The following is a 26,256-nucleotide window of genomic DNA, read 5'->3' as shown; positions in this document are numbered from 1 at the left end:
CGTGTCCCCTTTTCCTCGTCCTGCCAGGTGGACCCGGGTTACCGAGGTCGACGGTGAACTGCGGGAAGGCGGGGCGGGCATGGCACGGCACAGTGGTGGGCGGGGCTGGTACGGCAAGGTGGTCGGGGCCGCCCTCGGGGTGACGATGCTCGCCGTCGGTGCCTCGGTGTGGACCGCGCAGGCCGATGCCGTGGGCAGTTCGGCGCCGAAGGCGTCCGCGTCACCCGCGCCGGGCGGCGCGGTGAAGCCGGTCGACGTGACCATCGCGCACGCCTCGGACGCGGGGGCGCGCGGCGTGAACATCACCATCGACGACGGGCCCGACCCGGCGTGGACGCCCCAAGTGCTCGACCTGCTGGCGGAGTACGAGGTGAAGGCCACGTTCTGCGTGACGGGGACGCAGGCGCAGGCCCACCCGGACCTGGTGAAGAAGGTCGTCGCGGCCGGACACCGGCTGTGCGACCACTCGGTGTCGCACGACACCTCCATGGACCAGAAGTCCGAGGCGTACCAGTCGAAGGAGATCCTCGACGCCGAGCGGATGATCATCAAGGCGTCGGGCGGCGTCCGGCCGATGTACTACCGGGCTCCCGGCGGGGCCTTCACCCCCTACAGCCGCAAGCTCGCCGCCTCCCACGGGATGCGCCCGCTGGGCTGGAACGTGGACACCAAGGACTTCGAGCGGCCGGGCACGGACGCCATCGTCGAGACCGTCCAGCGGGAGCTGGCCAACGGGCCGACGCTCCTGTTCCACGACGCGGGCGGCGACCGTTCGCAGACCGTCGAGGCCCTGCGGCGCGTGCTCCCGTGGCTGGCGGAGCAGGGGTACGCGTTCGGGTTCCCCGTGCGTTGATCCCGGTCGGTCCGCGCGAGCGGACCTCAGAGGGCCGCGGCCGGCGTGGCCCGGCGCCCCCGCAGGTCGCCCGCGAAGAGGAGGGCCAGGCCGAGCAGGGCCCAGCAGGCCAGCACCAGGGCGGGGGTCCCGGCGGACGTGCCGTCGAAGAAGGCGTTGGCACGCAGCAGGCTGCCGGCGGCTCCCGGCGGCAGGAGCTGGCCGAAGGCGGCCCAGCCGTCGGGGAGCCAGTGGGGGCCGCTGGCCAGGCCGGAGAGCGGGTTGCCGAGCAGCATGACCACCGCGGCGCCGAGGCCGAAGCCGGGCAGCCCGAAGAGCGATTCCGCGCCGAGCAGGGTCATGACCAGGGCGGCCATGCCCAGGGACATGCCGAGGGCGGTGACCAGGTAGTCGCCGTCGAGTGAGCCCGTTCCGTACTGGAGGAACGCGGTGACGGCGAAGCCCGCGACGAGGGCGAAGACGGCGCCGCCGACCGCGCGCAGCCGCAGCCCGGAGTGGCCGGGGAAGAGGCGCGAGAGGAGCACGGCGGGGAACATGCCGCCGAAGATCATGGGCAGGGTCGCCGCGGCGAAGCCCGCGCCCCTGGGGTCGTCCTCGGGGAACGGCTTGAGGTCGGTGACGGTGATGTCCGCCCGCTGCTTGGCCGCGAGCGCCGTCGCCGTGCCGGTCAGTGTCGCGGCCCCCTGCGGGCCGCCCGCCGTGGCCGTGTAGGCGGTGACCCGGCCGGGGGCCAGGACTATGCCGCCCATGACGTCGCGATTCCGGATCGCCGACCTGAGGTCGGCCTCGGTCTCGTAGGCGGTGACGTCCCACGCGTCGCCCCGGAGGGACTGGCTCACCGCTGTCGTGGCCTTCTCCGGGCCGGTGACGCCGACGGGCAGGTCGTGCGGGCCGCTGTTGATCGAGGGCAGGGCGAACGCGCACAGCATCACGACGACTACGGCGGCCAGGCCCACCACGACGACGGCGAGCTTGCGACCCCGGCCGGTGGTCGGGCCGGGGGTGCCGGCTTGCTGAGTCATGGGCGGGATCCTCGTCAGAAATTAATTCATCGACTGTTGAAACAACGATACATGCTAGGTTGACAGCTATGTCAAACGTCGAGTTCACCGCCTCCGAGCCCGTGCGGGAAGAACTCGTACAGGCCGCACTCCGCGCCGCCCGGACGCACGACATGGCCGTCGGCGATGTATCGATGCAGGCCATCGCCCAGGAGGCGGGCATCTCGCGCAGCACCCTGCTGCGCCGGCTGGGCGGCAGCCGGCGCGCCCTGGACGAGGCGGTCCGCGCCGCCGGCGTCGATCCCGGCGGGCAGCGGCCGGTGCGCGAACGGGCCCTGGAGGCAGGCGCCGCCCTCATCGGCGAGCGGGGGCTGGCCGCGCTCACCCTCGAACGCGTCGCCGCGCAGGCCCAGTGCTCGGTGCACAGCCTGTACGCCGCGTTCGGCGGCCGGGACGAGATGCTGCTGGCCGTCTTCGAGCGCTACAGCCCGATCCTCGACGTCGAGGCCGTGCTGGCGGCCCCGTCCGCGGACCTGCGCGGCACCGTGCGGACCGTGTACTCCCTGATGGCCGCCGCGCTGAGCCGTGAGCCGCGGCTGCTGCCCGCCGTCTACGCCGAAGTGCTGGCCCGGCCGCACGACGACTCCGTACGGCCGATCGCCGAGCAGTTCCTCCCGCGGATGTTCGCCGGCGTCGGCCGGTGGCTCACCACCGAGATCGAGGCGGGCCGCATCCGTGACCTGCCACTGCTGCTTCTCATCCAGCAGATGACCAGCCCGCTCATGATCCACTTCCTGATGCGGCCGACCACGGACCGGATGCCGCACTACTCCGTCCCGCCCGTCGAGGACGTCTGCGACACGTTCGCCGACGCGTTCCTGCGCGCCGTCACACCGCCGCGGGACGGACCTCCGCGCGCGTGACGGCACGGCGCCGGGCCGGTACGCCGAGGGTCGGGTTGGCTACGCCCCAGGCGGCGGCCTTGCAGACCAGCTCCTTGTAGAACGCGGCGAAGCGTCCGGTCAGGGCCGCCCCTACGGCTCGGTCGTCGGCGGTGACGTACTGGATCAGACCCTCACGGCGGCCCAGCGAGATGCACTGGTTGAAGTAGCGCAGCGGCGCGTTCGGGAGCTTGCCGCCGGTCAGGCGGGCCGCGATGGAGTCGGCGGCCTGCCAGGCGGTGGGGGTGCCCGAGGCGCACGACATCCGCAGCGGCTTGTCACCGGGGCCGGCCGCCATGGCCGCGTCGCCGATGGCGTACACGTCGGGGTGGGAGACCGAGCGCATGGTCCCGTCGACCACGATCTGGCCCGTGTCGGTCACGTTCAGGGTGGTGGCCCGTGCGATGGGGTGGACGGCGAAGCCCGCGGTCCACAGGGTGACGGCGGCCGGGATGGTGGCGCCGTCGGCCGTGGCGACGTGGTCCGCCGCGACTTCGGTGACCGCGGCGTTCTCGTACGCCGTGATGCCGAGGGTGCCGAAGACCTTGCGCAGGTGGCGGCGGCCCTTGGGCGAGAGCCAGTCGCCCAGACCGCCGCGCGCGGCGAGGGACACGTCGAGGTCCGGGCGGGCCTCGGCGATCTCGGTGGCGGCCTCCAGGCCGGTCAGGCCGCCGCCGACCACGACCACGGACGCTCCGGCGTCCAGCCCGGCCAGCCGCTCGCGCAGCCGGAGGGCTCCCGGGCGGCCGGCGATCTCGTGGGCGTGCTCGACGGTGCCGGGCACGCCCTGGTGGTTCCAGGCGCTGCCGAGGGCGTAGACGAGGGTGTCGTACTCCAACTCCCGGTCCTCGCCCGGCTGGTCCGGGTCGGTGACGGCGACCGTCCCGCGGTCCACGTCCACGCCGGTGACCTTCCCGAGCCGCACCTCGACACCGGTGCCGGCGAACATCTCGTCGAGCGACCGGGGCCTGAGCTGCTGGCCGACGGCGAGCTGGTGCATCCGGACGCGTTCGACGAAGTCGGGCTCGGCGTTGACGAGGGTGATGGCGACATCCTCGCGGCGCAGTCGCTTCGCGAGGCGCCCGGCGGCGACGGCACCGGTGTATCCGGCGCCCAGGACGACGATGCGGTGCTGCATTTCCCTGCTCCTGTCTCCGGTGGCCGAAGCCTCCGGTGTACGACGGTCTCCGGGGTCCGGAGCCCTTCGGCGGGTTCGCCCCTTGAACCGGGCGGCCCGCCGTTTCCTGACAGGAGCAGGGTGTGATGCGCGTCACATATGCAGGGGTGATGGTCAGAAGGCGTTGAACAGGGGTTCTCCGTGGTCGGTGGCGGCCCAGCGCCGGGTGGCGCGTTCGAGCTTGTCGGGGTTGACCTGGTTGCGGAACCCGGCGATGCCCTCGGGGGTGATCTCCAGGCACATGACGCCGATGACCCGGCCGTCCACGACCGCCACCACGGCGGGGTCGCCGTTCGCGGTGTCGGCGTAGACCCCGACGGTGCCGCCGGCCAGGGCCCGCTTGGCCTTGCCGGGCTTGAACAGGCCCCGCATGAACGTCGCCACCGCGCGGGCGCCCTCGAACGCCTTGGCCCGGGCCGGGACCTTCCCGCCGCCGTCGCCGACCGACACGGCGTCCTGGGTGAGCAGGCGGACGAGCGGTTCGGTACGGCCGCTGGTGGCCGCGGCGAGGAACTCCTCGACGACCCGCCGGGCGGCGGCCTGGTCGATCTCGGTACGGGCCCTGCCCTCGGCGACGTGCTTCTTGGCGCGGTGGAGGATCTGCTGGCTGGCGGCCTCGGTGAGGTCGAGGATCCCGGCGATCTCCCGGTGCGGGTAGCCGAACGCCTCGCGCAGGACGTACACCGCGCGCTCGCCCGGGGACAGCCGCTCCAGCAGGGCGAGTACGGCGAAGGAGACCGACTCGCGCTGTTCGGCCGTGTCGGCCGGGCCGAGCATCGGGTCCCCGGCGAGCAGCGGCTCGGGCAGCCACTGGCCGACGTAGGTCTCCCGCCGGGCGCGGGCCGAAGTGAGCTGGTTGAGGCAGAGGTTGGTGAGCACCTTGGTCAGCCAGGCCTCCGGGACCTCCACCCGGCCGACGTCGGTGGCCTGCCAGCGCAGATACGTCTCCTGCACGGCGTCCTCGGCCTCGCTCGCGGAGCCGAGGAGGCGGTAGGCGATGGCTTCCAGACGGGGCCTGGACGCCTCGAACCGTTCCACGTCGTTCATGGTCAGGGCCATGGGCCGGATCCTAGTCGCCACGCCGTGCGGACGGTCGGCGCCTCGTCACCGCTGGCAGCGCGGGCACCACACCGTGCCGCGGCCGCCCACGCGGGAGTGGCGCAGGTGGGTGCCGCAGCGGGGGCAGGCGGGGTCCGGGGTGTCGCGGTGGCCGGTGAGCCAGGAGGCGCGTGGTGGGACGCGGCCCGCGGGGACGGCGGAGCGCAGGGTGCGCCGCATGTGCGTGTGGAGGCGGCGGCGGTCGGACTCGGTGAGGTCGGCCGCCGCGTGCGTGGGGCGCAGGTGGGCGCGCCACAGGATCTCGTCGGCGAGCAGGTTGCCGAGGCCGGCGACGACGGACTGGTCGGTCAGCGCCGCCTTGACGCTGCCGCGCCGTGCGCCGAGCGCGGCCTCGAAGTGCTCCCGGTCGACCGTCAGCGCGTCCGGGCCCTGGTGGTCCAGGAGACGGGCGACGTCGGACTCGTCGTGGGCCAGCCACAGGCCCCGGAGTTTGCGCTGGTCGCGGTAGCGGAGCTGGCGGTCGCGGGACACCGTGAACAGGACCCGGTCGTACGGGTGGGCGGGATCGTCGGGGCGGTGGCAGAGCAGCAGGCCCGTCATGCCGAAGTGCAGCAGCACGGTGGGGCCGCCGGTGCGGGCGAGCAGCCACTTGCCGTGCCGTTCCGCCCGCGTGAAGCGCCGGCCCTCCAGCGCCTCGCGCAGCCCCCGGGCGCTCACTCCGTGCAGGACCCCGGTGTCGCGCACCTCGACACGCTGGACGGTCCGGCCCGTCGCACAGGACGCGAGGAGCTCGCGGAATCCCTCGACGTCGGGCAGCTCAGGCACGTCGGCCTCCTCCCGGAACGCGGGCCGCCTCGAACGGCCCCGGTCCCATGGTGCGCGCGCCGCGGGCTCCGCGCAGCGCGCCGCCGCGGTTCGCCTATCTTGGCGCCCATGCAGGCATACACGATCGGCCAGGCGGCCCGGCTGCTCGGCGTCAGTCCGGACACCGCGCGGCGGTGGGCGGACGCGGGGCGGGTGACGACCCACCGCGACGAGGGCGGCAAGCGGCTCATCGACGGCAAGGACCTGGCCGCGTTCTCCGTGGAGCTGGCCCAGAGCGGCAGCGGCGAGGAGGACGCGTCCTTCACCTCGGTCCGCAACGCCTTCCCCGGCATCGTCACCGCGATCAAACTCGGTGACGTGGCGGCACAGGTCGAGATCCAGGCCGGCCCGCACCGACTGGTGTCGCTGCTGACCCGGGAGGCCGTGGAGGAACTGGGCCTGGAGGTCGGCATGGAGGCCACCGCCCGCGTGAAGTCGACGAACGTGCACGTCGACCGGGGTTGAGCGGGGCCGTGACCGCTCAGCGCCCGGTGAGCGTCCCGGGGTAGCCCCCGTCCACCCGGATCGCGTCGATGCCGCTGATGTGACGGCCCCCGCAGCGGTCCTGGGGCAGGACCAGCTGAGGGCCGACGCGGTCGAGGGCGGTGCCGTCGAGGGTGACGGCGAGGAGGACGGGGGCGCGGCCGAAGTCCGGGTCGATCTCCGCCCAGGACAGCAGCGCGTGGTGGCCGTCCGCGCCGCGCACGGCGATCAGGAAGCGCAGCCGGTCCTTGCGGCGCGCGGGGTCGAAGGCCGGGGCGGTGTCGGCGAGGACGTCGTGCAGAAGGGGTCCGGTGAAGCGGTGGTGCCGGACGCCGCTGGTGGCGCACTCGAAGGCGGCCTGGGCCGTGTGCTGCGGCCAGCCCGCGAGGTCGGGGACGGTCAGGCGGGCCGGACGGCCCAGGTCGCCGGTGATGACGACGACCGCCGACGGACGGGCGGCCGGACCGGCGGCTGCGAGGGACTGACTCACGGCTTTCACCTCCCGTGTGACGGTACCCGGCCGAACCTCCCGTACAAACGCACATGCCATGCCAGAGATGAGTTCCGCCTGCTCATGCGAAGAGACAGGAGACCTCCGGGTGGCATCTGCGGCATTATCATCGGCGTAAGCGCAGCGAGCCCAGCAGGATCAGCACCAGAGGGAGTGGACCCGTGATGACCCGTTCCGCGCGCCGGACCCGTCGCACCGTGCAGGTGGTGGGGGCGACCGCCGCCGCGCTGCTGGCGCTGAGCGCCTGCTCCTCCGATTCCGACTCCGGTTCCGGCTCGACCTCGGGCTCGGGCTCCGGTGAGAAGTCCGGCGGTACGGAGAAGCTCTCGGGGACGGTCAACGTCTTCGCCGCGGCCTCGCTCACCGAGAGCTTCACCGAGCTGGGCAAGGAGTTCGAGAAGCAGCACCCCGGCACCGAGGTCGTCTTCAACTTCGGCGGCAGCGACTCGCTCGCCGCGGGCATCACCAGCGGCGCCCCCGCCGACGTGTTCGCCTCCGCCAGCCCCAAGACCATGAAGGTCGTCACGGACGCCGACGCCGCCGCCGGGACGCCGGCCACCTTCGTCCGCAACCGGCTGGAGATCGCCACCCTGCCGGGCAACCCCGACGGGATCGCCTCCCTGAAGGACCTGACCGGGTCCGGCCTGAAGGTCGTCCTGTGCGACAAGTCGGTGCCGTGCGGGGCCGCCGCCCAGAAGGCGCTGGACGCGAGCGGGCTGAAGCTGACGCCCGTCTCCTACGAGGAGGACGTGAAGTCGGCGCTGAACAAGGTCGTACTCAAGGAGGCCGACGCCGCCCTGGTCTACAAGACCGATGTGAAGGCCGCCGGTGACAAGGTGGAGGGCGTGGAGTTCCCCGAAGCCGCCGACGCCGTCAACGACTACCCGATCACCCTGCTCAAGGACGCGCCCAACGCCGAGGTGGGCCGGGCGTTCATCGAGCTGGTGCGGTCCGCCGAGGGTCAGAAGGTGCTGACCGGGGCCGGGTTCACCGCACCGTGACCGCACCGGCCAGGAGCGCGCGGGTGAGGGGCGGGGCTCCCCTGCCCCTGCTCGTGCCCGCGCTGATCGGCCTCGCCTTCCTGGTGCTGCCGCTGATCGCCCTGCTGATCCGGGCCCCCTGGGCGAGCATGCCGGAGCTGCTGACCAGTACCGAGGTGTGGCAGGCGCTGCGGCTGTCGCTGATCTGCGCCACGGCGGCGACCGTGGTGAGCATGGTGATCGGCGTGCCGCTGGCCTGGCTCCTCGCGCGGGTCGAGTTCCCCGGGCGCGGTCTCGTACGGGCCCTGGTGACGCTGCCGCTGGTGCTGCCGCCGGTCGTGGGCGGCGTGGCGTTGCTGATGGCGCTGGGCCGCAACGGGGTCGTGGGGCAGTGGCTGGACTCCTGGTTCGGGATCACCCTGCCGTTCACCACCACCGGCGTCATCCTCGCCGAGGCGTTCGTGGCGATGCCCTTCCTCGTCATCAGCGTCGAGGGCACCCTGCGCGCCGCCGACCCGCGCTACGAGGAGGCGGCCACCACCCTGGGCGCCTCCCGCTTCACCGCCTTCCGCCGGGTCACCCTGCCGCTGATCGCGCCCGGCATCGCCGCGGGCGCGGTGCTGGCCTGGGCCCGGGCACTCGGCGAGTTCGGGGCGACGATCACCTTCGCCGGGAACTTCCCCGGCCGCACCCAGACCATGCCGCTGGCCGTCTACCTCGCCCTGCAGAGCGACCCGGAGGCGGCCATCGCCCTCAGCCTGGTGCTGCTGGCCGTGTCCATCGCCGTACTCGCCGGACTGCGCGACCGCTGGATGACCGCCTCATGACCGGGACCGAGCAGCCGACCGCGCCCCTCGCCGACGGGCTGGACGCGCGGCTCGTCGTCGACCGCGGGGGCTTCCGTCTCGACGTGACGCTCACGGCCGCACCCGGCGACGTGGTCGCCCTGCTCGGGCCCAACGGCGCGGGCAAGACCACCGCGCTGCGCGCGCTGGCCGGCCTCGTCCCGCTGTCCGACGGCCACCTCCGCCTCGACGGCGACGAGTTGGACCGTACGCCGCCGGAGTCCCGGCCCGTCGGCGTGGTCTTCCAGGACTACCTGCTCTTTCCCCACCTCACCGCGCTGGACAACGTGGCCTTCGGACCGCGCTGCCACGGCGCCGGCAAGGCCGAGGCACGGGCGCAGGCCGCGGTCTGGCTCGACCGCATGGGCCTGGCCGGGCACGAGGGCGCCAAGCCGCGCCGGCTCTCCGGCGGCCAGGCCCAGCGGGTGGCGCTCGCCCGCGCCCTGGCCACCCACCCCCGACTGCTGCTCCTGGACGAGCCGCTCGCCGCCCTCGACGCCCGCACGCGCCTCGACGTCCGCGCCCAGCTCCGGCGTCACCTGGCCGACTTCGAGGCGGTGGCCGTGCTCGTCACCCACGACCCGCTGGACGCCATGGTCCTCGCCGACCACCTCGTCGTCGTGGAGGACGGCCGGGTCGTCCAGGAGGGCACCCCGTCGCACATCGCCCGCCACCCGCGCACCGACTACATCGCCCATCTGGTCGGCCTCAACCTCTATCGGGGGCGCGCCGAAGGGCATGCGGTACGTCTGGACGACGGGACGGCGATCACGACCACCGAGGAGCTGACCGGGCCGGTGTTCGTGGCGTTCCCGCCCAGCGCGGTCACCCTGCACCGGGACCGCCCCACCGGCTCCAGCGCCCGCAACCTGTGGCGCTGCGAGGTCGCCGGCCTGGAGACCCACGGCGATCAGATCCGCGCCGACCTCACCGGTGAACTCCCGCTCGCCGCCGACCTCACCACGGTCGCCGCTGCCGAACTAGACCTGCACCCCGGCGCCGCCGTCTGGGCCACGGTCAAGGCCACCCAGACCCACGCCTACCGCGACTGACCGACCGCCGGTCAGGCCGCCTCCAGTTGGGGCTCCGGCCGCTTGGCCGGCGCTGCCGCGCCCGTCGGCTGCCATCCCCTCGTGGTCCGCACGTAGCCGTGGATCACCGAGGCCATCGCGAGCAGGAGGAGGGGGCCGAAGACCAGCGGGTGGCGGGCCATGTCCAGGGACAGATAGCGGGTCGACGCGAGGATCGCGGCGAACACGAGCGCGCCGTGGGCGACCAGTTGGATGCCTGCCCGGTCCCAGCCGCGGTCGAACGCGCGCAGGGCCGCCTCGACCGTGACGGCGAAGACCACACCGGCGACGAGGTCGATGCCGTAGTGATAGCCGAATCCCAGCGTCGCGCCGAGCGTGGCGACCAGCCAGAACGTTCCTGCGTAGCGCAGGACCCTCGGTCCGCCGCGGGAGTGCAGGAAGATCACGGTGGCCCACGCCGTGTGCAGGCTGGGCATGCAGTTGCGCGGGGTGATCCCGTCGTACGTGAACGCGGCGGGCGCGCTGACCGGCGGCGGCGTGTCCGGCCACAGCATGGCGACGGCCCACTGCTCACCGCCGGTGCCGAAGGCCCCGGTGCCGTAGGTGAAGATCGGTCCGACCACGGGGAAGATCATGTAGATACCGGGCCCGAGCAGGCCGATCACCAGGAACGTGCGCACCAGGTGATGGCGCGGGAAGCGGCGCTCGGCGGCGACATGACGCAGTTGGTAGAGCGCCACGACCACCGCGGCCACCGCGAGCTGGACGTAGACCCAGTCGAGGACGTGCTCGCCGACCGGGCCCGCGGCCCGCACCGCCCGGCCCACCAGCCACGAGGGGCTGCCCAGCGCGTGATCGGCGACCGCGACGTACGGGTCCAGCACCTTCGGGTGGGTCTTCGCGGTGATCAGCAGCCAGGTGTCGCCGGTCTTGCGGCCGGCCACCAGCAGCAGCCCCAGCCCGACACCCTTCAGCAGCAGGACCCGCTCCCGGCCGGTGCGGCGCGTGACCGCGAGGACGCCGCAGCCGAGGACCACCCACAGCGCGCCGTTGCCGAAGGAGTGGCTGCCGGACACCGTGGCGCCCGCCGCCCAGCGCACCAGCGCGAAGACGAGGTCGACACCGACCGCGCAGGCGGCCGCCACGAAGCGCTGACGCCAGGTCAGGACCACCATCATCAGCGCCAGGCCGGCGTAGAGCAGCGGTCCCGAGACGGGGGCGAACACCACCTCTTTCGCCTGGTTGGTGATCGGCCCCGGGAGGCCGTAGCGGCGCGCGGCGATCTCCAGCGCGACGAGGAACGCGAGAGCCGCCACACCCGCCACGGCCCAGAGTCTTGCGCGCGGCTGACGCCAACGTATTCGCGAAGGTATCCGTGATGGCATGTATCTCAATCTTTATTCTGTTTGCGTTTTTTTACCGTTTTGCGCCAATAACGACCTTTCGGTGACGGGAGGGTTACCAACCCGTCAGCACAAGAAGACGAATGTATTACTGCGCGGGTTGCCAGGCGAAGCCGTCGGGGTCCTCGAACGGAGCGGTGTCCCCGGCGATGACGAGGCGGTGCGAGCCGCTGCCGTCGGCGTCGACGCCCGCGACCTTGGCGAGGCCGCGCCGCTTGTAGAGGGAGAGCTTGACCGTGCCCGGTTCGGTGGCGAACTCGACGTACTTGCTCCCGAAGCTCTTGCCGACCGCGAGCCCTCGCTCGACGTAGAACTGCTTGCTGGCCTTCACGTCCTCGACGCCGAGCAGGAGCACGATCTCGTCGAACTCGCGCGTGACCGGGCCGGTGTCCTTCTTCTTCGAGGTGGCGAGCTGCCAGATCGTGCCGTCCGGCGCCTGGACGACACCGCCGTAGCCCCACAGGGACTTCGCCGCGGGCTTGACGACGGTGGCGCCGGCGTCCACGGCGGCGGTGAGGAGCGCGTCGACGTTGCCCGGCTGGGACACCACGAGGGAGAGGGTGAAGCCGCGGAAGCCGGCCGTCGGGGACTCGGAGGCGCCGACGCGGACCTGCTTCGGGTCCAGTCCGAAGGCGTCGGAGTAGAAGCGGGTGGCGGCCTCGGTGTCGGCCACTTCCAGGGTGATGGCGTCGATGGATTTCATGTCCACGAAGGTAGGGGCGGCGGGGGCGGCGAGGCTTCTCGAAAACTGACCATGCTGCCGCGTGTCCCAGCCGCGCGGGCCGGGGGGCGGCGGACCGCCGGGCCGGGTCCGGCCGGGACAGCCGGTGCGTCGCAAGTGCGACGGGATTATCACGAGCGTCCACACGGTCACGGCGTGCTACTGTCGATGGAAGTTGCAGTTGTGGTTGCCTGAAGGTTTTTCCGACGGGGTGATCATCACGGCGACCGGCGTTCACACAGGGTGAGCGCCGAGCACCGTACCGAAGGAGAAAAAAATGGCATCCGGCACCGTGAAGTGGTTCAACTCGGAAAAGGGCTTCGGCTTCATCGAGCAGGACGGCGGCGGCCCCGACGTCTTCGCCCACTACTCGAACATCGCCGCCCAGGGCTTCCGTGAGCTGCTCGAGGGCCAGAAGGTGACCTTCGACATCGCGCAGGGCCAGAAGGGCCCGACCGCCGAGAACATCGTGGTCGCCTGACCTCACGACGCACTCGCGTTACTTCGCAGTCGGGGCCCGCACCTTGGGGTGCGGGCCCCCGCTCGCGTTTCTTTCTTTTTCTTCTCGTTTTCTTCTCCATGTTCCGGTCCCGCGCCCCGATGCGCCGACAGTGACCGGACCCCGGCTCGTTCTTGCGATTCCCCGCGCCGTACCACCGCTGCGGGACTCCCTTGATACGTGCCGTATCGAGGAAGGTTCCGTATGGACCGCGCACGCACACGCACCAATGACCGCAGCCGCTCCGGCGGCGGCCCCCGCCGCTCCTCCCGGACGGCCGGCCGCTCCCAGAACCCCGGCCGCCGCCCGGCCGCCGCTCCCCAGGGCGAGTTCGCGCCCCCGAAGACGATCACCCCGGCGCTGCCCGCCGTCGACTCGTTCGCCGAGCTCGACCTGCCGGAGCGCATGCTGGCCGCGCTGAGCGGCGAGGGCGTGACCGTGCCGTTCCCGATCCAGGCGGCGACCCTCCCGAACTCCCTGGCCGGGCGCGACGTACTCGGCCGGGGCCGCACCGGCTCGGGCAAGACCCTCGCCTTCGGCCTCGCCCTGCTGGCCCGCACGGCCGGCCAGCGCGCCGAGCCGCGCAGGCCCCGCGCCCTGGTCCTCGTCCCCACCCGTGAGCTGGCCCAGCAGGTCACCGACGCGCTCGCCCCGTACGCCCGCGCCGTGGGCCTGCGGTCGGCCACCGTGGTCGGCGGCATGTCGATCGGGCGGCAGGCCGGTGCGCTGCGGGGCGGCGCCGAGGTCGTCGTGGCGACGCCGGGACGGCTCAAGGACCTCATCGACCGGGGCGACTGCCACCTCGGCGACGTCGGCATCACCGTGCTCGACGAGGCCGACCAGATGACCGACATGGGCTTCATGCCGCAGGTCACCGCCCTCCTCGACCAGGTGCGGCCGGACGGGCAGCGGATGCTGTTCTCCGCCACCCTGGACCGCAACGTCGACCGGCTGGTCCGCCGCTACCTGTCGGACCCGGTGGTCCACTCCGTCGACCCGTCGGCCGGCGCCGTCACCACGATGGAGCACCACGTGCTGCACGTGCACGAGGCGGACAAGCAGGCCACGACCGTCGAGATCGCGGCGCGCGACGGCCGGGTCATCATGTTCCTGGACACCAAGCACCGGGTGGACCGGCTGGTCAAGCACCTGCTGAAGAGCGGCGTGCGGGCGGCCGGACTGCACGGCGGCAAGTCCCAGCCGCAGCGCACCCGCACCCTCGCCCAGTTCAAGGACGGGCAGGTGACGGCGCTGGTGGCGACCAACGTCGCGGCCCGCGGCATCCACGTCGACAACCTCGACCTGGTCGTCAACGTGGACCCGCCCGGCGACCACAAGGACTACCTGCACCGCGGCGGCCGTACGGCCCGCGCCGGCGAGTCGGGCAGCGTCGTCACCCTGGTCACGCCCGACCAGCGGCGCGACATGACGCGGCTGATGGCCTCGGCCGGCATCACCCCGCAGGTCACCCCGGTCCGCTCGGGCGAGGCGGAGCTGTCCCGCATCACCGGTGCGCAGGCTCCCTCCGGCGTGCCCGTCGTCATCACCGCACCGGTCGTGGAGCGCCCGCGGCGCGCCGCGTCCGGCTCCGGCTCCTCGTCCCGCGGGCGGCGCGGCCGCTCCGGCCAGGCCCGCTCCGGCCAGGCCTCCGTCCCGCAGACCCGCACCGGTCAGAGCCGCGGGGGCGGTCAGAGCCGCTCCACCGGCGAAGGCCCGCGGCGCAGGCCGCGGCGCCAGTCCGCCGGTGGTTCGGCGGCCTAGACGAACCGCAAGCCCATCCGCTCCGTCCCCCTTGTTGGAGGCATCATGCGCTGTGTCATCGCCCGGTATCCGTTCGACCTCACCAAGCAGGGGGTCCTGGACGCGATGAAGGGCGTCACGCCCCAGCCGGTCACGGGTGAGTCCGTGACCATCGGCCGCCGCCGCTACCCGGTCAAGCAGGTGGGCGTGGTCGTCACCCGGCAGGACAGCCGCGACTTCTCCGGCGCGGAGGTCACCCGGGCCATGACGCGCCTCGGCTTCACCTGCCACCCCGCTCCCGGGGCCGAGCCCGCCCCGGCGCCCGAAGCCACGCCGGTCCAGACCGCGTCGGCGCTGCTCGGAGGGCCGGTCCAGCCGCAGGAGTGAGAGCGGGCCCCCTCCGTCAGGGGGCCCGTGGCCCGTCGCCCGGCGTCAGGACAGTCCCGTGGCCCGGCCCGCGCCGTCCCAGCGCACCTCGCTCACGCGCCGGACGGCGTCGCGGTCGAGCGGGCCGAAGACGTGCGGGAAGAGGGTGCCCTCGGCGACCCCGGGCGGCGGTGCGGGCGCCGCCGCCTCCCACACGCACCTCGCGGTGAGCCGCTCCTCGTCGAGGAGCACCGCGAGCAGCGGACGGCTCGCGGCGCGGTAGTAGGCGTTGACGACGGCGAGCGTGGTCGCCTCGTCGGGCGAGCAGTGCACGAGCCCGTCCTCGGCGAGGGAGGCGGGGGCGTAGGGCCGGCCGGGTTCGGCGTTCCACTCGGCGAGCGGTACCACGTGGTAGATCATCGTTCCGTTTTAACAGCCGGGCCGCCGGGCTCCGAGGGCGTGGGCACGGAGCCCGGGGCGGACGGCGGCGCGGACGCCGACGGCGAGGAGGCCGACGGGGTCGGCACGGCCCCCGTGGACGCGTCGGGGACCGGACTCGGCGCCTGCGAGGCGTCACGGGGCGGGGCCGGGGTCGGTGCGGTCGTCGCGGGCGGGTCGGCGGGGGCCGGGGCCAGCGGGGCCGTCGGACGCGGGGGCGGGGCGGGGGACGCCCAGTTCAGCGGCAGCGCGATCAGGGCGGCGGCGGCAGCGGTCGCGGCCGCACCGGCGGCGGCGCGCAGCAGACGCCGCCGGGACGCGGTTTTACGGATCGCCTCGTAGCGGCCGGGCGGCGGGCCCAGGTACGCGGTCTCCGGGCTGAGCACGACCAGCAGCGGATCGTCCTCGTCCCGTCCGGACCCGGGATCGTCCTCAAGGCGTGTGGTCAAGGCTTCTCCTCAGATGGACGCGGAGCAGTTCGCGGGCCGCGTGGAGGTCGGCCTTGACGGTTCCTTCCTTGCGCCCGGTCAGCGCGGACACCTCCCGGATCGGCATGTCAGCGTAGTAGTGGAGCAGGATCGGCACGCGCAGTCGCTCCGGCAGCGACTGCACGAGCATCCGCACCGAGGGGTCGGTCTGTTCGGGGTGCGGGCGTACGGCGACCTCCGCGGTGACCCGGCGCACGGCCCGGCGTTCGCGCTCCAGCTTGCGCCAGTGATCCCGGACGAGGTTGGCGGCGGTCACGTAGAGGAACCCGCGGGGCTCCTCCACGGACGTCCAGCGGGCCCAGAGCCGGGTGAACGCCTCCGAGGCGATCTCGTGGGCCGTCTCGTCGTCGTCGACGAGCCGGCGGCACCAGCCGGCGAGGCGGGGATACAGGGCGGCGAACAGCTCGGACGCCGCCCTGTCACGGGACCGTTTCAACGCTCTCCATGGTCGTGAGGGTATGCCGTGCGCACGGCCGGTCAGGAGGCAGCGGGCCGCGTCGCGCTCAGCGCGGCGAAGACGATGACGTTGTCCCGGTACTCCTCGCCGACGCGCGGGCCACCGCAGGTGATGAGCCGCAACTCCGGCCGGTTCACGTCCCCGTAGACGTCGTCCGTGGGGAACTCCGCCTTCCGCACCGTCCGTACGGCGGTGACCGTGAACTCGGCCGCCGCGCCGTTCTCCAGGCGGGTCTCGATCCGGTCGCCCCGGTGCAGCCGCGCGAGGTGCCGGAAGACGCCGTCGCCGTGGGTGCCGACCGTGACGTGGCCGAGCAGGACCGACGGTCCCACCTGGCCCGGGGTCGGCGAGTGCCGGTACCAGCCCGCGCGGTCGTCGTCCGTGACGGGCGGGACCTGCACCGTGCCGTCCGCCGCGAGGCCCAGCCGCATCACCGGGGTGTCGACGCCGACGGCCGGGATGCGCAGGCCGACCGGCACGGAACGCTCCAGTGGACGCGCGGACTTGGCACCGGTCGGCGACTGAGGCGCAGTGGTGCCGGGGCGGTCGGACGCGGCCACGTCGTTCCCCGCGTTGCCCCCGCTTCCCGCATCCCCCGCGCCGCCGCAGCCGGCCAGCAGCACGGCGAGTGCCGCGGTGGCGAGGGCGCGACCGGCGGGCCGGGTCATGCCCCGGTCGCCGCCCGCCGGCGCCGTACGACGAAGAGGACCGCGCCGCCCGCGACGAGCACGGCACCGGCGCCCGCGCCGACCAGCCCCTCGTCGGTCCCGCCCGGCTCCGGGGTCGCGACGCCGGTGTCGGGGGCGCCCTCGGGCACGGCGGAGACCTGGCCGTCGGCCGGGGCGGGGGCGGGCGTCTCGTCGGCCGGGCCCGGCTTGCTGGGCGAGGGCGTCGGGGCCTTGGTGGGGGCCTCGCTCGGCACGGGGCTCGGGGTGCTCTGGGCCGGGGCGGCCTTGGTGGGCACGGGGCTGGGGTCGTCGGCGAACGCGGGTGCGGTGCCGGCCAGTACGGCGGTGCAGGCCAGGGCCACGGCGCTGAGGATGGTGCGGCGCATCGGGTCGCTCTCTCTCGGGGGGTGGTGAGTGGATCGGACGGAGAGACGAGGCGGCACCCCGGCGGGTTGTAAAGGGATGGCAAAGCCGTGGTGGGTGGTGGTGGGTGACGGACGCATCCCGTTCTTACGGAGCCGTGACGTGCCGCGCCGGACGCCCGGCGCGGGGGCCTCACGCGCCTAGCGTGGACGCATGCGCGTACTGGTCACCGGCCATGCCGGGTTCATCGGGTCCCATGTCGTCACGGCACTGCGGGAACACGGGCACGAGCCCGTCGGATACGACGTCCGCGAGGACCCCGCCGCCGACGTGCGCGACCCCGCGGCGGTCGCCAAGGCGCTCACCGGGGTGGACGCCGTGTGCCACCAGGCGGCGATGGTCGGGCTCGGCAACGGGGTCGCCGACGCCGCGGAGTACGTCTCGCGCAACGACCTCGGCACCGCCGTCCTGCTCGCCGCGATGGCCGAGGCGGGCGTGGGGCGGCTCGTCCTCGCCGGGTCGATGGTCGTGTACGGCGAGGGGCGCTACGAGTGCGCACGGCACGGCGTGGTGCGGCCCGGCCCGCGTGCCGTCGCCGACCTGGACGCGGGCCGGTTCGAGCCGCCGTGCCCGGTGTGCGGCGCGGCCCTGTCCCCGGGGCTGGTCGGCGAGGACGCGCCGGCCGACCCGCGCAACGTGTACGCGACGACCAAGCTGGCCCAGGAGCACCTGGCCGCCGCCTGGGCGCGGTCGGCCGGCGCGACGGCGGTGTCGCTGCGCTACCACAACGTGTACGGCCCCGGGATGCCCCGCGACACCCCGTACGCCGGGGTCGCCTCCTTCTTCCGCTCCGCGCTCGCCCGCGGCGAGGCCCCCCGGGTCTTCGAGGACGGCCGCCAGCGCCGGGACTTCGTGCACGTACGGGACGTGGCCGAGGCCAACGTCGCGGCGCTGACGGCCGACCGCCCGGACGGCACGCTCATCGCCTACAACACCGGCAGCGGCGACCCGCACACGGTGGGCGAGATGGCCACCGCCCTCGCCGACGCGTACGGCGGCCCCGAACCGGTCGTCACCGGCGAGTACCGCCTGGGCGACGTACGCCACATCACCGCCGACTCCACCCGCCTGCGCACCGACCTGTCCTGGCACCCCCGGGTCGGCTTCCGGGAAGGCATGCGGGAGTTCGCCCGGGCGGGTCTGCGGGGGGACTGAAGTCGGGGCGGCGGCACGGGCGGAGACGTACCGCGGGCCGGGCAGACGGCGCGGGGCGAGGCGGGGCGCCCGGGCCGGGGGCCGAGCCGCGCCCGGGCCTGGGACCGAGCCGCCCTCGGACCGGGAACCGAGCCCTCGGGCCTGGGACCGAGCCGCGCCCGGGCCGGGAACCGAGCCCTCGGGCCTGGGACCGAGGCGCCCTCGGGCCTGGGACCGAGGCGCCCTCGGGCCTGGGACCGAGGCGCCCTCGGGCCGGGGGCCGAGCCGCCCTCGGGCCGGGGGCCGGGCCCGAGGGCGAGAGTGCCGGCCCGGGCAGGTCCAAGGTCGAGGACGCCGGACGGCTCAGGCGTCGGCCAGGGGGAGGGTCACCTCGAAGCGGCAGCCGCCGGGGATGTTGTGGACGGTGGTGCGGCCGCGGTGGGCTTCCACGATGCCGCGGACGATGGCCAGGCCCAGGCCCGCGCCGGCCGGAGGGGTACGGGCGTGGGTGCCGCGCCAGCCGGTGTCGAAGACGCGCGGCAGGTCCTCCTCGGGGATGCCGCCGCAGCCGTCGGAGACGGAGAGCACCACGCCCTCGGGCGAGGGTTCGGCGGCGACGGCGACCGTGCCGTCGGCGGGGGTGCGGCGGATGGCGTTGACCAGGAGGTTGCCGAGGACGCGGCTCATCTCCTTGCCGTCCACCTCGACCGGCACCGCCGCCACCGCGTCGCCGACCAGCCGTACGCCGTGCTCCCGGGCGAGCGGGTCCGCGCCCGCGAGGGCGTCGCCGACCAGGTCGTAGAGCGAGATCCGGGCGGGGGCGAGGGCGAGGGCGCCGGCGTGGATGCGGGAGAGTTCGAAGAGGTCGCCGACCATGTCGTTGAGGCGTTCGACCTCGGTGCGGATCTGGCGGAGGTAGCGGTCGGGGTCCGCGGCGACGCCGTCCTCCAGGGCCTCGGACATGGCCCGCAGTCCGGCCAGCGGCGTGCGCAGGTCGTGCGAGATCCAGGCGACCAGTTCGCGCCGGGAGGTCTCCAGGGCGCGCTCGCGTTCCCGGGACTTGGCCAGGCGCGCGCTGGTGGCGGCCAGTTCACGGCTGAGGGCGTCGAGTTCGGCGGTCGCCGGGACGGTGGGGGCCGCGTAGTCGCCGTCGTCGCCGAACGAGCGCGCGGCGGCGGCCAGTTCGCGGCTGCGGGCGACCACCCAGCGGCCCAGCAGCAGCGCGGTGGCCAGCGACACCACGGCCGCCATCGCCGCGACGGTGGTGACCACGGACAGGTCGTGCGGGGACAGGAACATCGCCCAGGCGACGGCAAGGGTGCCCGCGAGCATCGCGAGGACCGCGACGGCCGCCACCACCGCGAGCGACGCGGTCAGCGAGCGCCGCCGGATCAGCCGCAGCACGGCCGCGCCGGCCAGCCCGGTGACGGCGGCGCCGGCGAAGGCGTACAGGGCGATGAGGAGGGTGGCGTGCATGTCAGTCCGTCTCCCGCCCGGCCGGGTCGAAGCGGTAGCCCACGCCCCACACGGTCTGGATCAGCCGCGGCCGGGCCGGGTCGTCCTCGACCTTCCCGCGCAGCCGCCGCACGTGGACGGTGACGGTGGACAGGTCGCCGAAGTCCCAGCCCCACACCTCCCGCATCAGCTCCTCCCGGGCGAAGGCCCGCCCCGGGTGCCGCAGGAAGAAGGCCAGCAGGTCGAACTCGCGCAGGGTGAGGGCCAGCTCGGCGCCCTCCTTCGTGGCCCGCCGGGCGCCCGGGTCGACGGTGAGACCGGCCGCGGAGGGCGGCACCAGCCCGGGGGCGGGACGGGTGCGGCGCAGCACCGACTCCACCCGCAGCACCAGCTCGCGGGGGCTGAACGGCTTGGTCACGTAGTCGTCCGCCCCGACCTCCAGGCCGAGGATGCGGTCGTCCTCGTCGCCGCGGGCGGTCAGCATGACGACCGGCACGGGCCCGGTGTCGCGCAGCCGCCTGCACACCTCCAGGCCGTCCATGCCGGGCAGCATCAGGTCCAGCACCACCAGGTCCGGCCGGTGCGCGGCGGCCCGGGTGAGCGCGGCCGGACCGTCATCGGCCCGGTCCACGACGTGCCCGGCACGCTCCAGGTAGCCGGCGACGACCTCCGCGACGGTGGGGTCGTCGTCGACGACCAGGATCCGGGCGGGGTCGGCGGTGGATCCATCGGGGGTCCCGGCCGGGGATCCGACCGGGGATCCGGCGGGGGATCCAGCGGGGGGTCCGACCGGGGATCCGGCGGGGGATCCGACCGGGGATCCGACGGGTGACCCGACCGGGGATCCGACCGGGGATCCGACCGGGGATCCGACGGGTGACCCGACCGGGGATCCGACCGGGGATCCGGCGGGGGATCCGGCGGGGGATCCGGCGGGGTCCCGCTGTGCGGGAGCGGGATCGTGCGGCTGCTGCATGCGCCCAGCCTCGCACCGCGCCCACGCGGACGTCGTCCCCGCGAACCGGCCCCGGCCGCGACGTCCGTGTTTCGTAAGGAGCGGGAGTCCGTTTCGCCCTATTTCGGCTCGTAGGGTGAGAGCCGTGACCACCTCGCCCGCTCCCGACGTCGACGTAGTACTCCCCTGTCTGGACGAGGCCGGAGCCCTGCCCTGGGTCCTGGCCCGCATCCCGGACGGCTGGCGCGCGCTCGTCGTCGACAACGGTTCCACCGACGGCTCGGCGGAGATCGCCCGCGCGCTCGGCGCCACGGTCGTGACCGAGCCGCGCCGCGGCTTCGGCGCCGCCTGCCACGCCGGGCTGACCGCCGCCACGGCCGACATCGTCTGCTTCTGCGACTGCGACGCCTCCCTCGACCCGGGCTTGCTGACGCCCTTCGTGCGCGAGATCCGGGACGGCACCGCCGATCTGGTGCTCGGCCGCCGACGACCGCAGGGGCGCGGCGCCTGGCCCCCGCACGCCCGGGCCGGCAACCTCGCGCTCGCCCGGATGCTGCGCCGCCGCACCGGCCTGCGGCTGCACGACCTCGGCCCGCTGCGCGCCGCCCGCCGCGAGGCGCTGCTCGGCCTCGGCCTCTCCGACCGGCGCAGCGGCTACCCGCTCCAGATGGTGGTGCGGGCCGCCGACGCGGGCTGGCGGGTCACCGAGCACGACGTGCCGTACCTGCCCCGCACCGGGGCGTCGAAGGTGACCGGGACCTGGCGCGGCACCTGGCACGCGGTACGGGACATGCGCGGCGTGCTCGCCGAGCAACCGGAGCACAGGGTTCCGAGTGACGCGGCCCACGAGGGGAACACACGGTGAGCATGATGAGCACCCTCCTCGTCATCGCGAAGGAGCCCCGCCCCGGCCGGGTCAAGACCCGCCTCACCCCGCCCTTCACCCCGGACGAGGCGGCCGCGCTGGCCGAGGCGTCCCTCGCCGACACCCTGCGCGCGGTCGCCGCGACGCCCGCCCGGCGCCGGGTGCTGGTCCTCGCCGGCGCCCCGGGGCCCTGGCTGCCGCCCGGCTTCGACGTCGTACCGCAGTGCGCGGGCGGCCTCGACGCACGGCTCGCGGACGCGTTCGCCGGGTGCGCGGGGCCCGCCCTGCTGATCGGGATGGACACCCCGCAGGTGACGCCGGAGCTGCTCGACGTGGACTTCGCGGGCTGCGACGCGTACTTCGGGCCGGCGGAGGACGGCGGCTTCTGGGCGCTGGGCCTGGCCCGCCCCGACCCGGCCCTGCTGCGGGGCGTGCCGATGTCGACGCCGGTGACGGGGGCCGTGCAGCGCGAGCGCCTGCTGGCGGCGGGGCTGCGGGTACGGGACCTGCCGCCCCTGCGCGACATCGACACCGCCGCCGACGCCCGGGCCGTCGCCGCACTGGCCCCGCACGGCCGTTTCGCCGCCCGGCTGGCGGCGTGCACGGCGGGCGCGGACGCGCGGGTGGGCCGATGAGCGGCCACGGGCGCGCGGTTGGGCGGCTCGAGAGCGGCCCAGCGGACGGACCGGGGTACGGCTCCGCCGACGGCCCGCCAAGCGGATCAGCCGGCAACCCGGCGAACGGAACGGCCGGCGGCCAGGCAAGTGGATCCCCCGACGGCCCGAGCAACGGACCGACGGTCGGCCGGACAACCGGATCCCCCGACCGCCCAGGCAACGGACCGACGGGTAGCCGGACAACCGGATCCCCCGACCGCCCGGCACACGGATCCCCCGACGGCCCGCCCCGCGCCGCAGTGAACGGCTCCGCCCGCCCGCTCAGCGGCCGGCCGACCGCCACACCCGGCCGTCTTGCGGAGTCGCCGTTCCCTCTGGCGGGTCCGGCGCCCTGGGCCGGCTCCGATCCCTACGCCGCCGCGCTGCGGGCCGGTCGCGGCCCGCTGTTCCTGCGGCGTACCGACGGGTGGCTGCTGCCGTTGGAGGTGGAGCGGTGGTGCGCGGAGCCCGACACGGTCGACCTGGAGGTGCTGGACCGGTGCGAGGGCGCCGTCCTCGACGTGGGCTGCGGACCCGGCCGGCTGGTCGCGGAACTCGCCGCCCGGGGCCGGACCGTCCTCGGCATCGACGTCAGCGAGGCCGCCGTGGCCCACACCGTGCGGTCCGGCGGCCAGTCGCTGCGGCGCTCCGTCTTCGAGCCGCTGCCGGGGGAGGGCCGCTGGGACACCGTGCTCCTCATGGACGGCAACGTCGGCATCGGCGGCGATCCCCGCGCCCTGCTCGCCCGCGTCGCCGCGCTGCTCGCCCCCGGCGGCCTGCTGATCGCCGAGACCGCGCGGGTGGACGTCGACGAGCGCGCCCATGTGCAGCTCGTCGACGTCACCGACGGCCACGCGTCCGGCAGCCCCTTTCCCTGGGCGCGGATCGGCACCCGCGCCCTGCTCGCCCGCGCGGCCGCCGAGGGCTGGCGGACCGTCGCTCAGTGGACGTCGGGGGACCGCCCCTTCGTCGCGCTGCGCAGCGACCGCAGCGACCGCACCGCCAGCAGCAGCGCCGAGCCGCCGAACAGCACGGCCGTGATCAGCAGCCAGCGGGCGAGGTAGCCGTCCGCCGACAGCCCGGTGACCCCCCGGTACCCCGCGTCGACCCGGCCGGCGATCAGCGGGAACCACACCAGCAGGAGCAGCCCCGAGAAGGCGGCCGGGACGCGCACGTACATCGCCCACCGACGGCGGCCGGCCGCGCCGAGCCCGCCGGTGACCGCCCGGTCCGCCGCCGAGTACAGCGGCAGCAGCACCAGGTCGTGCAGCAGCGCCGCCCCCACGAACCACAGGACCACGCCCAGCCAGTCGTCGGCGAGCAGCCGCACCCCCGCGTAGCCCGCGAGCGCGAAGGAGCAGGCCAGCAGGAGGATCTGGAGGGGGCTGCCGATCGCGGACCGGAGCCGGCCGCCCGGCCTGCCCGGCCTGCCCGGCCTGCCCGGCCCTCGCGACTCGTGTACACGGTTCATCCCAGGTCTCCGAACGTCATCCGGGCTACCCACTTGGTGTTCAGCACGCCGGGCGCGGCGGGCACGATGATCCGCGCCGGGTAGCCGTGGTCCGGGCTCAGCGCCTCGCCGTTGACGTACAGGGCGAGCAGGGAGCGCGGGTCGGCGACCTGGTTGGCGCGCAGGGCGCCGCTGCGGAAGGCGCCGCGCCGCTGGAGGGACTCGACGAACACGTCGGGCGGGTCGTCCTCGTGGCCCACGCGCGCGGCGAGGTCCCGCAGCCGCACCCCGCGCCACCACTGGTCGGACGTCGACCAGCCCTCGACGCAGGCGATGGGCAGGGCCTCGCTGTGCTGCTCCATGGCGAGCAGGTCGGCCCGGCTGAGCCGGACGGTCCCGGAGCGGCCCTCGAGGACGAGCCGCCACGTGTCCTCGCGGGTCTCGGCCGGGTCGATCCCGGCGTACGCGGCCGTCTTGTTGATCTGGAAGCCGTTGGGGCCGTTGCCCGGGTCGGGTCCGCCGTGCGGGGAGAGGACGGCCGTGGCCCGCAGCGGCGGGTCGAAGCTGCGGCCCGCGTTCGTGGCGAACATCAGCAGCGAGCCGCCGCCCACGAACCACAGGGCACCGCGCCGCGAGACGGTGGGCGGCGCGGGCCGGGGCGACACCAGGTCGTCAGCCTCCTCGCCACGCTCCCCCGCCGCCTCCGCACCGCGCTCCTCGCGCATCGCCCGGAGGTTGCGCAGCGCCAGCGGCGTCTTCAGCACGGCGTGCGCGACGAACGCGGCGAAGAAGACCCACGCGCCGTAGAAGTGCAGCGGGTAGAAGGAGCCGGGGAAGAGGTACTCCAACTGGATGTTGAGCACCCCGGTCACGAACTGGAACAGCGCGCCCCCGACCAGCAGCAGCAGCGAGATCCGCTCCAGCGCGTGCGCGGCCGAGCGGACCGGCGGCAGGGTGAACAGCCTCGGCACGACCGACCACAGCTTGGCCAGCAGCACCGGGATCAGGGTGAGCCCGAGGGTGACGTGGACACCCTGGTTGAGGCGGTACAGCCACGCGGGGTCGGTCGGCCACGCGAAGAGGTAGAAGCCGAGGAGCCCCTTGTCCGGGGTCTTGTCGTTGACCGGGGACAGGTCGGGGTTGTAGGCGGCGTACGAGAGCAGGCCGGTCACGAACAGCACGGTGATGCCGACGAGCAGCACGATGCCGAGCACGGACGTGAACCGGGGGCCGCGCACGGGGCTGCGCCAGAAACCCGGGGAGGAGGGAAGCCGTGTGGCGAGGTCTCGCATGTCCCGACCGTAGGCAGCGGGAGGCCCCGAAAGGGGTCCACGACCCATGACGAAACGCTGACGTCCGCCGTGTGCGCCGTCCGGCCCGCGATCTTCCGCCCTACGGTGCCGGTGTGACCCGCCTCCGCTCCGTCCCCCGCGACCTGTACGCCGCCGCGGCGGCCGTGCTGCTCGTGGCGGCCGCCATCCTGGTCGGCCGCCACGTGTACACCTACGACGACCTGATCGTCGGCTGGCCACCCCTGCTGGGCCGCTGGGACCCGCACCTGGGCCCCGGCACCCCGGCGGCCGTCCTGGTGGCGGCGGCGACCGTGGCGTACGGGCCGGCCGTCGCCGCCCGGCTGCGCTGGCGCGCGCTGCTCCCCGCGGCGTGGGGCGCGGCGATGGCGTGGACCTGGTCGCTGGCCCTGATCGACGGCTGGGAGCGGGGCATCGCCCGGCGGCTGACCACCGGTCAGGAGTACCTGTCGGTCATGGACCGCTGGCGGGACATCCCGGCGACCCTGCGCGACTTCAACGGGCACATCCTGCTGCACTCCCCCGACAACTGGCCCGCCCACGTCGCCGGCCACCCGCCGGGCGCCACGCTCACCTACGTGCTGCTCGACCGGATCGGGCTGGGCGGCGGGGGCTGGGCCGGGACATGGACGATCACCGTGGGCGCGACGGCGTGCGTGGCGGTCCTGGTGACAGTGCGGGCCCTGGCCGACGAGCGCCTCGCCCGCCGGGCGGCGCCGTTCCTCGTACTGGCACCGGCCGCGGTGTGGATGGGCACCTCCGCCGACGGCTACTTCGCGGCGGTCGCCGCCTGGTCGGTGGCACTGCTCGCCCTCACCGTCACCGGACGCTCCCTGTGGTGGGCGGCGGGCGCGGGCCTCCTCTTCGGCCTCACCTGCTACCTCTCGTACGGCCTCACGCTCTTCGCCGTGATCGGGGCGGCGGTGCTGCTGCTCGGCCGGCGCGGGGTCCGCGAGCGCCCGCTGCTGTTCGTGCCGCTGCTGGCGGGCATGGCGGTGGTGCCGGTCGCCTTCACCGTGATCGGCTTCGACTGGTGGGAGGCGTACCACCTGCTCGTCGAGCGCTACTACGAGGGCGCGGCCGCCGTCCGCCCCTACGCGTACTGGGTGTGGGCCAACCTCGCCTGCACGGTGCTGATCACGGGCGTCGCGACGGCGGCGGGCCTGCGCCGGGCGGTCGCCCGCCTCGCCGCCCGGCGACGCGGCGGGCCGCCCGAGACCGGCGGGACCCTCCGGGCGCAGGACACCGCGGACGCCACCGGGCAGGCCCGCCTCGCGTTCCTCGTCTGCGCGGGCCTGCTCACCCTGCTGATCGCCGACCTGTCCGGCATGAGCAAGGCGGAGACGGAACGCATCTGGCTCCCCTTCGCCCAGTGGCTCCTCCCGGCGTGCGCGTTCCTCCCTCACCCACGAGCCTGGCTCGCCGCCCAGGCGATCCTGGCCCTGCTCGTCAACCACCTGGTGGCGACGGGCTGGTAGGACCG

Annotated in this window: 28 protein-coding genes; 14 read left to right on the top strand and 14 right to left on the bottom strand. The window is 74.4% G+C overall.

Annotated features, from left to right (window positions below; all coding sequences use genetic code 11):
* Nucleotides 1-79: 79 nt before the first annotated feature.
* Nucleotides 80-853 (top strand): polysaccharide deacetylase family protein, encoded by a 774-nt coding sequence (locus tag ACGF3J_RS16190; protein WP_161328428.1) that lies wholly within the window; start codon nucleotides 80-82, stop codon nucleotides 851-853.
* 26 nt (nucleotides 854-879) lie between these two features.
* On the opposite strand, the gene ACGF3J_RS16185 is transcribed toward ACGF3J_RS16190, so the two are convergent.
* Complete coding sequence (locus ACGF3J_RS16185; protein ID WP_161328427.1) at nucleotides 880-1,875, bottom strand: hypothetical protein; 996 nt, start codon at nucleotides 1,873-1,875, stop codon at nucleotides 880-882.
* Nucleotides 1,876-1,943: 68 nt separating this feature from the next.
* On the opposite strand from ACGF3J_RS16185, the gene ACGF3J_RS16180 reads away from it, so the two are divergent.
* The gene (locus ACGF3J_RS16180) at nucleotides 1,944-2,777 is read left to right on the top strand and encodes a TetR/AcrR family transcriptional regulator (protein ID WP_393854219.1); all 834 of its coding nucleotides are present in this window, start codon (nucleotides 1,944-1,946) and stop codon (nucleotides 2,775-2,777) included.
* Here ACGF3J_RS16180 and ACGF3J_RS16175 read toward each other — a convergent pair.
* The 3 genes from ACGF3J_RS16175 to ACGF3J_RS16165 all read right to left on the bottom strand — a co-directional run bounded on the left by ACGF3J_RS16175 (nucleotide 2,743) and on the right by ACGF3J_RS16165 (nucleotide 5,856).
* Complete coding sequence (locus ACGF3J_RS16175; protein ID WP_161330968.1) at nucleotides 2,743-3,933, bottom strand: NAD(P)/FAD-dependent oxidoreductase; 1,191 nt, start codon at nucleotides 3,931-3,933, stop codon at nucleotides 2,743-2,745. The two genes, ACGF3J_RS16180 and ACGF3J_RS16175, sit on opposite strands and share 35 nt — an antisense overlap.
* Before the next feature lie 153 nt (nucleotides 3,934-4,086).
* Nucleotides 4,087-5,031, bottom strand: coding sequence for an RNA polymerase sigma factor SigJ (sigJ, locus tag ACGF3J_RS16170; RefSeq protein ID WP_161330967.1), 945 nt, complete (start codon nucleotides 5,029-5,031; stop codon nucleotides 4,087-4,089).
* 45 nt (nucleotides 5,032-5,076) lie between these two features.
* Nucleotides 5,077-5,856 carry a DNA-formamidopyrimidine glycosylase family protein gene (locus ACGF3J_RS16165; RefSeq protein WP_161330966.1) on the bottom strand — a complete coding sequence of 260 codons (780 nt, stop codon included), beginning with the start codon at nucleotides 5,854-5,856 and terminating at the stop codon, nucleotides 5,077-5,079.
* 108 nt (nucleotides 5,857-5,964) lie between these two features.
* Between ACGF3J_RS16165 and ACGF3J_RS16160 the strand changes: the two genes are divergently transcribed.
* On the top strand, nucleotides 5,965-6,360 hold the full coding sequence (locus ACGF3J_RS16160; protein ID WP_161330965.1) for a molybdopterin-binding protein: 396 nt from the start codon (nucleotides 5,965-5,967) through the stop codon (nucleotides 6,358-6,360).
* Between the two features lie 16 nt (nucleotides 6,361-6,376).
* Here ACGF3J_RS16160 and ACGF3J_RS16155 read toward each other — a convergent pair whose 3' ends face one another.
* Complete coding sequence (locus ACGF3J_RS16155) at nucleotides 6,377-6,868, bottom strand: molybdopterin-dependent oxidoreductase (RefSeq protein ID WP_161330964.1); 492 nt, start codon at nucleotides 6,866-6,868, stop codon at nucleotides 6,377-6,379.
* Between the two features lie 185 nt (nucleotides 6,869-7,053).
* Between ACGF3J_RS16155 and modA the strand changes: the two genes are divergently transcribed.
* Genes modA through ACGF3J_RS16140 form a run of 3 tightly spaced genes read left to right on the top strand, consistent with a single transcriptional unit; the run spans nucleotide 7,054 to nucleotide 9,766 of the window.
* Nucleotides 7,054-7,890, top strand: a complete 837-nt coding sequence (gene modA, locus ACGF3J_RS16150; RefSeq protein WP_202558673.1) for a molybdate ABC transporter substrate-binding protein — start codon at nucleotides 7,054-7,056, stop codon at nucleotides 7,888-7,890.
* Nucleotides 7,887-8,696 (top strand): molybdate ABC transporter permease subunit, encoded by an 810-nt coding sequence (gene modB, locus ACGF3J_RS16145; protein ID WP_161330962.1) that lies wholly within the window; start codon nucleotides 7,887-7,889, stop codon nucleotides 8,694-8,696. Before modA ends, modB begins: the two co-directional genes overlap by 4 nt.
* Entirely contained in the window at nucleotides 8,693-9,766 is a 1,074-nt protein-coding gene (locus tag ACGF3J_RS16140) for an ABC transporter ATP-binding protein (protein ID WP_161330961.1), read from the top strand. Before modB ends, ACGF3J_RS16140 begins: the two co-directional genes overlap by 4 nt.
* An 11-nt stretch (nucleotides 9,767-9,777) precedes the next feature.
* Here ACGF3J_RS16140 and ACGF3J_RS16135 read toward each other — a convergent pair whose 3' ends face one another.
* Together ACGF3J_RS16135 and ACGF3J_RS16130 are read right to left on the bottom strand one after the other, a co-directional pair.
* Nucleotides 9,778-11,130, bottom strand: coding sequence for a phosphatase PAP2 family protein (locus ACGF3J_RS16135; RefSeq protein ID WP_202558672.1), 1,353 nt, complete (start codon nucleotides 11,128-11,130; stop codon nucleotides 9,778-9,780).
* Nucleotides 11,131-11,236: 106 nt separating this feature from the next.
* Nucleotides 11,237-11,851, bottom strand: coding sequence for a glyoxalase (locus ACGF3J_RS16130; RefSeq protein ID WP_161330959.1), 615 nt, complete (start codon nucleotides 11,849-11,851; stop codon nucleotides 11,237-11,239).
* Nucleotides 11,852-12,146: 295 nt separating this feature from the next.
* Here ACGF3J_RS16130 and ACGF3J_RS16125 point away from each other — a divergent pair, with 295 nt between their 5' ends.
* From ACGF3J_RS16125 to ACGF3J_RS16115, 3 genes are all read left to right on the top strand, one after another.
* Complete coding sequence (locus tag ACGF3J_RS16125) at nucleotides 12,147-12,350, top strand: cold-shock protein (RefSeq protein WP_019324834.1); 204 nt, start codon at nucleotides 12,147-12,149, stop codon at nucleotides 12,348-12,350.
* A gap of 222 nt (nucleotides 12,351-12,572) precedes the next feature.
* A complete protein-coding gene (locus ACGF3J_RS16120) occupies nucleotides 12,573-14,129 on the top strand; it encodes a DEAD/DEAH box helicase (RefSeq protein ID WP_161330958.1) in 1,557 nt (518 codons plus the stop codon).
* A 45-nt stretch (nucleotides 14,130-14,174) separates the two neighbouring features.
* Nucleotides 14,175-14,495: an SCO5918 family protein gene (locus ACGF3J_RS16115; protein WP_161330957.1), complete on the top strand. Its 321-nt coding sequence runs from the start codon at nucleotides 14,175-14,177 to the stop codon at nucleotides 14,493-14,495.
* A gap of 45 nt (nucleotides 14,496-14,540) precedes the next feature.
* Here ACGF3J_RS16115 and ACGF3J_RS16110 read toward each other — a convergent pair whose 3' ends face one another.
* The 4 genes from ACGF3J_RS16110 to ACGF3J_RS16095 all read right to left on the bottom strand — a co-directional run bounded on the left by ACGF3J_RS16110 (nucleotide 14,541) and on the right by ACGF3J_RS16095 (nucleotide 16,911).
* A complete protein-coding gene (locus ACGF3J_RS16110; protein ID WP_393854218.1) occupies nucleotides 14,541-14,894 on the bottom strand; it encodes a DUF952 domain-containing protein in 354 nt (117 codons plus the stop codon).
* Between the two features lie 450 nt (nucleotides 14,895-15,344).
* A complete protein-coding gene (locus tag ACGF3J_RS16105; protein ID WP_161332684.1) occupies nucleotides 15,345-15,836 on the bottom strand; it encodes an RNA polymerase sigma factor in 492 nt (163 codons plus the stop codon).
* Between the two features lie 41 nt (nucleotides 15,837-15,877).
* Nucleotides 15,878-16,525 carry a class F sortase gene (locus ACGF3J_RS16100; RefSeq protein ID WP_161332683.1) on the bottom strand — a complete coding sequence of 216 codons (648 nt, stop codon included), beginning with the start codon at nucleotides 16,523-16,525 and terminating at the stop codon, nucleotides 15,878-15,880.
* Nucleotides 16,522-16,911 (bottom strand): sortase-dependent protein, encoded by a 390-nt coding sequence (locus tag ACGF3J_RS16095; RefSeq protein ID WP_393854217.1) that lies wholly within the window; start codon nucleotides 16,909-16,911, stop codon nucleotides 16,522-16,524. Before ACGF3J_RS16095 ends, ACGF3J_RS16100 begins: the two co-directional genes overlap by 4 nt.
* Before the next feature lie 190 nt (nucleotides 16,912-17,101).
* Between ACGF3J_RS16095 and ACGF3J_RS16090 the strand changes: the two genes are divergently transcribed.
* On the top strand, nucleotides 17,102-18,103 hold the full coding sequence (locus ACGF3J_RS16090) for an NAD(P)-dependent oxidoreductase (RefSeq protein WP_161331297.1): 1,002 nt from the start codon (nucleotides 17,102-17,104) through the stop codon (nucleotides 18,101-18,103).
* A gap of 342 nt (nucleotides 18,104-18,445) precedes the next feature.
* Here ACGF3J_RS16090 and ACGF3J_RS16085 read toward each other — a convergent pair whose 3' ends face one another.
* Nucleotides 18,446-19,558, bottom strand: a complete 1,113-nt coding sequence (locus ACGF3J_RS16085; RefSeq protein ID WP_161330076.1) for a sensor histidine kinase KdpD — start codon at nucleotides 19,556-19,558, stop codon at nucleotides 18,446-18,448.
* A gap of 1 nt (nucleotide 19,559) precedes the next feature.
* Nucleotides 19,560-20,240, bottom strand: a complete 681-nt coding sequence (locus tag ACGF3J_RS16080; RefSeq protein WP_161330085.1) for a response regulator transcription factor — start codon at nucleotides 20,238-20,240, stop codon at nucleotides 19,560-19,562.
* Nucleotides 20,241-20,628: 388 nt separating this feature from the next.
* Here ACGF3J_RS16080 and ACGF3J_RS16075 point away from each other — a divergent pair, with 388 nt between their 5' ends.
* The 3 genes from ACGF3J_RS16075 (at nucleotide 20,629) to ACGF3J_RS16065 (ending at nucleotide 23,077) form a co-directional block, all read left to right on the top strand.
* Nucleotides 20,629-21,357 (top strand): glycosyltransferase family 2 protein, encoded by a 729-nt coding sequence (locus ACGF3J_RS16075; RefSeq protein ID WP_161330086.1) that lies wholly within the window; start codon nucleotides 20,629-20,631, stop codon nucleotides 21,355-21,357.
* 5 nt (nucleotides 21,358-21,362) lie between these two features.
* Nucleotides 21,363-21,992 (top strand): DUF2064 domain-containing protein, encoded by a 630-nt coding sequence (locus ACGF3J_RS16070; protein ID WP_161330087.1) that lies wholly within the window; start codon nucleotides 21,363-21,365, stop codon nucleotides 21,990-21,992.
* Nucleotides 21,993-22,273: 281 nt separating this feature from the next.
* Nucleotides 22,274-23,077 carry a class I SAM-dependent methyltransferase gene (locus ACGF3J_RS16065; protein WP_393854216.1) on the top strand — a complete coding sequence of 268 codons (804 nt, stop codon included), beginning with the start codon at nucleotides 22,274-22,276 and terminating at the stop codon, nucleotides 23,075-23,077.
* Nucleotides 23,078-23,480: 403 nt separating this feature from the next.
* Here ACGF3J_RS16065 and ACGF3J_RS16060 read toward each other — a convergent pair whose 3' ends face one another.
* The gene (locus ACGF3J_RS16060) at nucleotides 23,481-24,755 is read right to left on the bottom strand and encodes a molybdopterin-dependent oxidoreductase (RefSeq protein WP_161330077.1); all 1,275 of its coding nucleotides are present in this window, start codon (nucleotides 24,753-24,755) and stop codon (nucleotides 23,481-23,483) included.
* Between the two features lie 113 nt (nucleotides 24,756-24,868).
* Here ACGF3J_RS16060 and ACGF3J_RS16055 point away from each other — a divergent pair, with 113 nt between their 5' ends.
* Nucleotides 24,869-26,251: a hypothetical protein gene (locus tag ACGF3J_RS16055; RefSeq protein ID WP_161330078.1), complete on the top strand. Its 1,383-nt coding sequence runs from the start codon at nucleotides 24,869-24,871 to the stop codon at nucleotides 26,249-26,251.
* Nucleotides 26,252-26,256 lie beyond the last annotated feature (5 nt).

Origin of the sequence: Streptomyces sp. NPDC048171, assembly GCF_043202655.1 — a bacterium.
GTDB lineage: Bacteria > Actinomycetota > Actinomycetes > Streptomycetales > Streptomycetaceae > Streptomyces.
This window is presented reverse-complemented; position numbering and strand designations above follow the sequence as displayed.

Coding starts and splice junctions, on each gene's coding strand:
- ACGF3J_RS16190 (WP_161328428.1), top strand. CDS start 80: ATGGCACGGCACAGTGGTGGGCGGGGCTGGTACGGCAAGGTGGTCGGG.
- ACGF3J_RS16185 (WP_161328427.1), bottom strand. CDS start 1,875: ATGACTCAGCAAGCCGGCACCCCCGGCCCGACCACCGGCCGGGGTCGC.
- ACGF3J_RS16180 (WP_393854219.1), top strand. CDS start 1,944: ATGTCAAACGTCGAGTTCACCGCCTCCGAGCCCGTGCGGGAAGAACTC.
- ACGF3J_RS16175 (WP_161330968.1), bottom strand. CDS start 3,933: ATGCAGCACCGCATCGTCGTCCTGGGCGCCGGATACACCGGTGCCGTC.
- sigJ (WP_161330967.1), bottom strand. CDS start 5,031: ATGGCCCTGACCATGAACGACGTGGAACGGTTCGAGGCGTCCAGGCCC.
- ACGF3J_RS16160 (WP_161330965.1), top strand. CDS start 5,965: ATGCAGGCATACACGATCGGCCAGGCGGCCCGGCTGCTCGGCGTCAGT.
- modA (WP_202558673.1), top strand. CDS start 7,054: ATGACCCGTTCCGCGCGCCGGACCCGTCGCACCGTGCAGGTGGTGGGG.
- ACGF3J_RS16140 (WP_161330961.1), top strand. CDS start 8,693: ATGACCGGGACCGAGCAGCCGACCGCGCCCCTCGCCGACGGGCTGGAC.
- ACGF3J_RS16135 (WP_202558672.1), bottom strand. CDS start 11,130: ATGCCATCACGGATACCTTCGCGAATACGTTGGCGTCAGCCGCGCGCA.
- ACGF3J_RS16130 (WP_161330959.1), bottom strand. CDS start 11,851: ATGAAATCCATCGACGCCATCACCCTGGAAGTGGCCGACACCGAGGCC.
- ACGF3J_RS16125 (WP_019324834.1), top strand. CDS start 12,147: ATGGCATCCGGCACCGTGAAGTGGTTCAACTCGGAAAAGGGCTTCGGC.
- ACGF3J_RS16120 (WP_161330958.1), top strand. CDS start 12,573: ATGGACCGCGCACGCACACGCACCAATGACCGCAGCCGCTCCGGCGGC.
- ACGF3J_RS16115 (WP_161330957.1), top strand. CDS start 14,175: ATGCGCTGTGTCATCGCCCGGTATCCGTTCGACCTCACCAAGCAGGGG.
- ACGF3J_RS16110 (WP_393854218.1), bottom strand. CDS start 14,894: ATGATCTACCACGTGGTACCGCTCGCCGAGTGGAACGCCGAACCCGGC.
- ACGF3J_RS16100 (WP_161332683.1), bottom strand. CDS start 16,525: ATGACCCGGCCCGCCGGTCGCGCCCTCGCCACCGCGGCACTCGCCGTG.
- ACGF3J_RS16095 (WP_393854217.1), bottom strand. CDS start 16,911: ATGCGCCGCACCATCCTCAGCGCCGTGGCCCTGGCCTGCACCGCCGTA.
- ACGF3J_RS16090 (WP_161331297.1), top strand. CDS start 17,102: ATGCGCGTACTGGTCACCGGCCATGCCGGGTTCATCGGGTCCCATGTC.
- ACGF3J_RS16085 (WP_161330076.1), bottom strand. CDS start 19,558: ATGCACGCCACCCTCCTCATCGCCCTGTACGCCTTCGCCGGCGCCGCC.
- ACGF3J_RS16070 (WP_161330087.1), top strand. CDS start 21,363: ATGAGCACCCTCCTCGTCATCGCGAAGGAGCCCCGCCCCGGCCGGGTC.
- ACGF3J_RS16060 (WP_161330077.1), bottom strand. CDS start 24,755: ATGCGAGACCTCGCCACACGGCTTCCCTCCTCCCCGGGTTTCTGGCGC.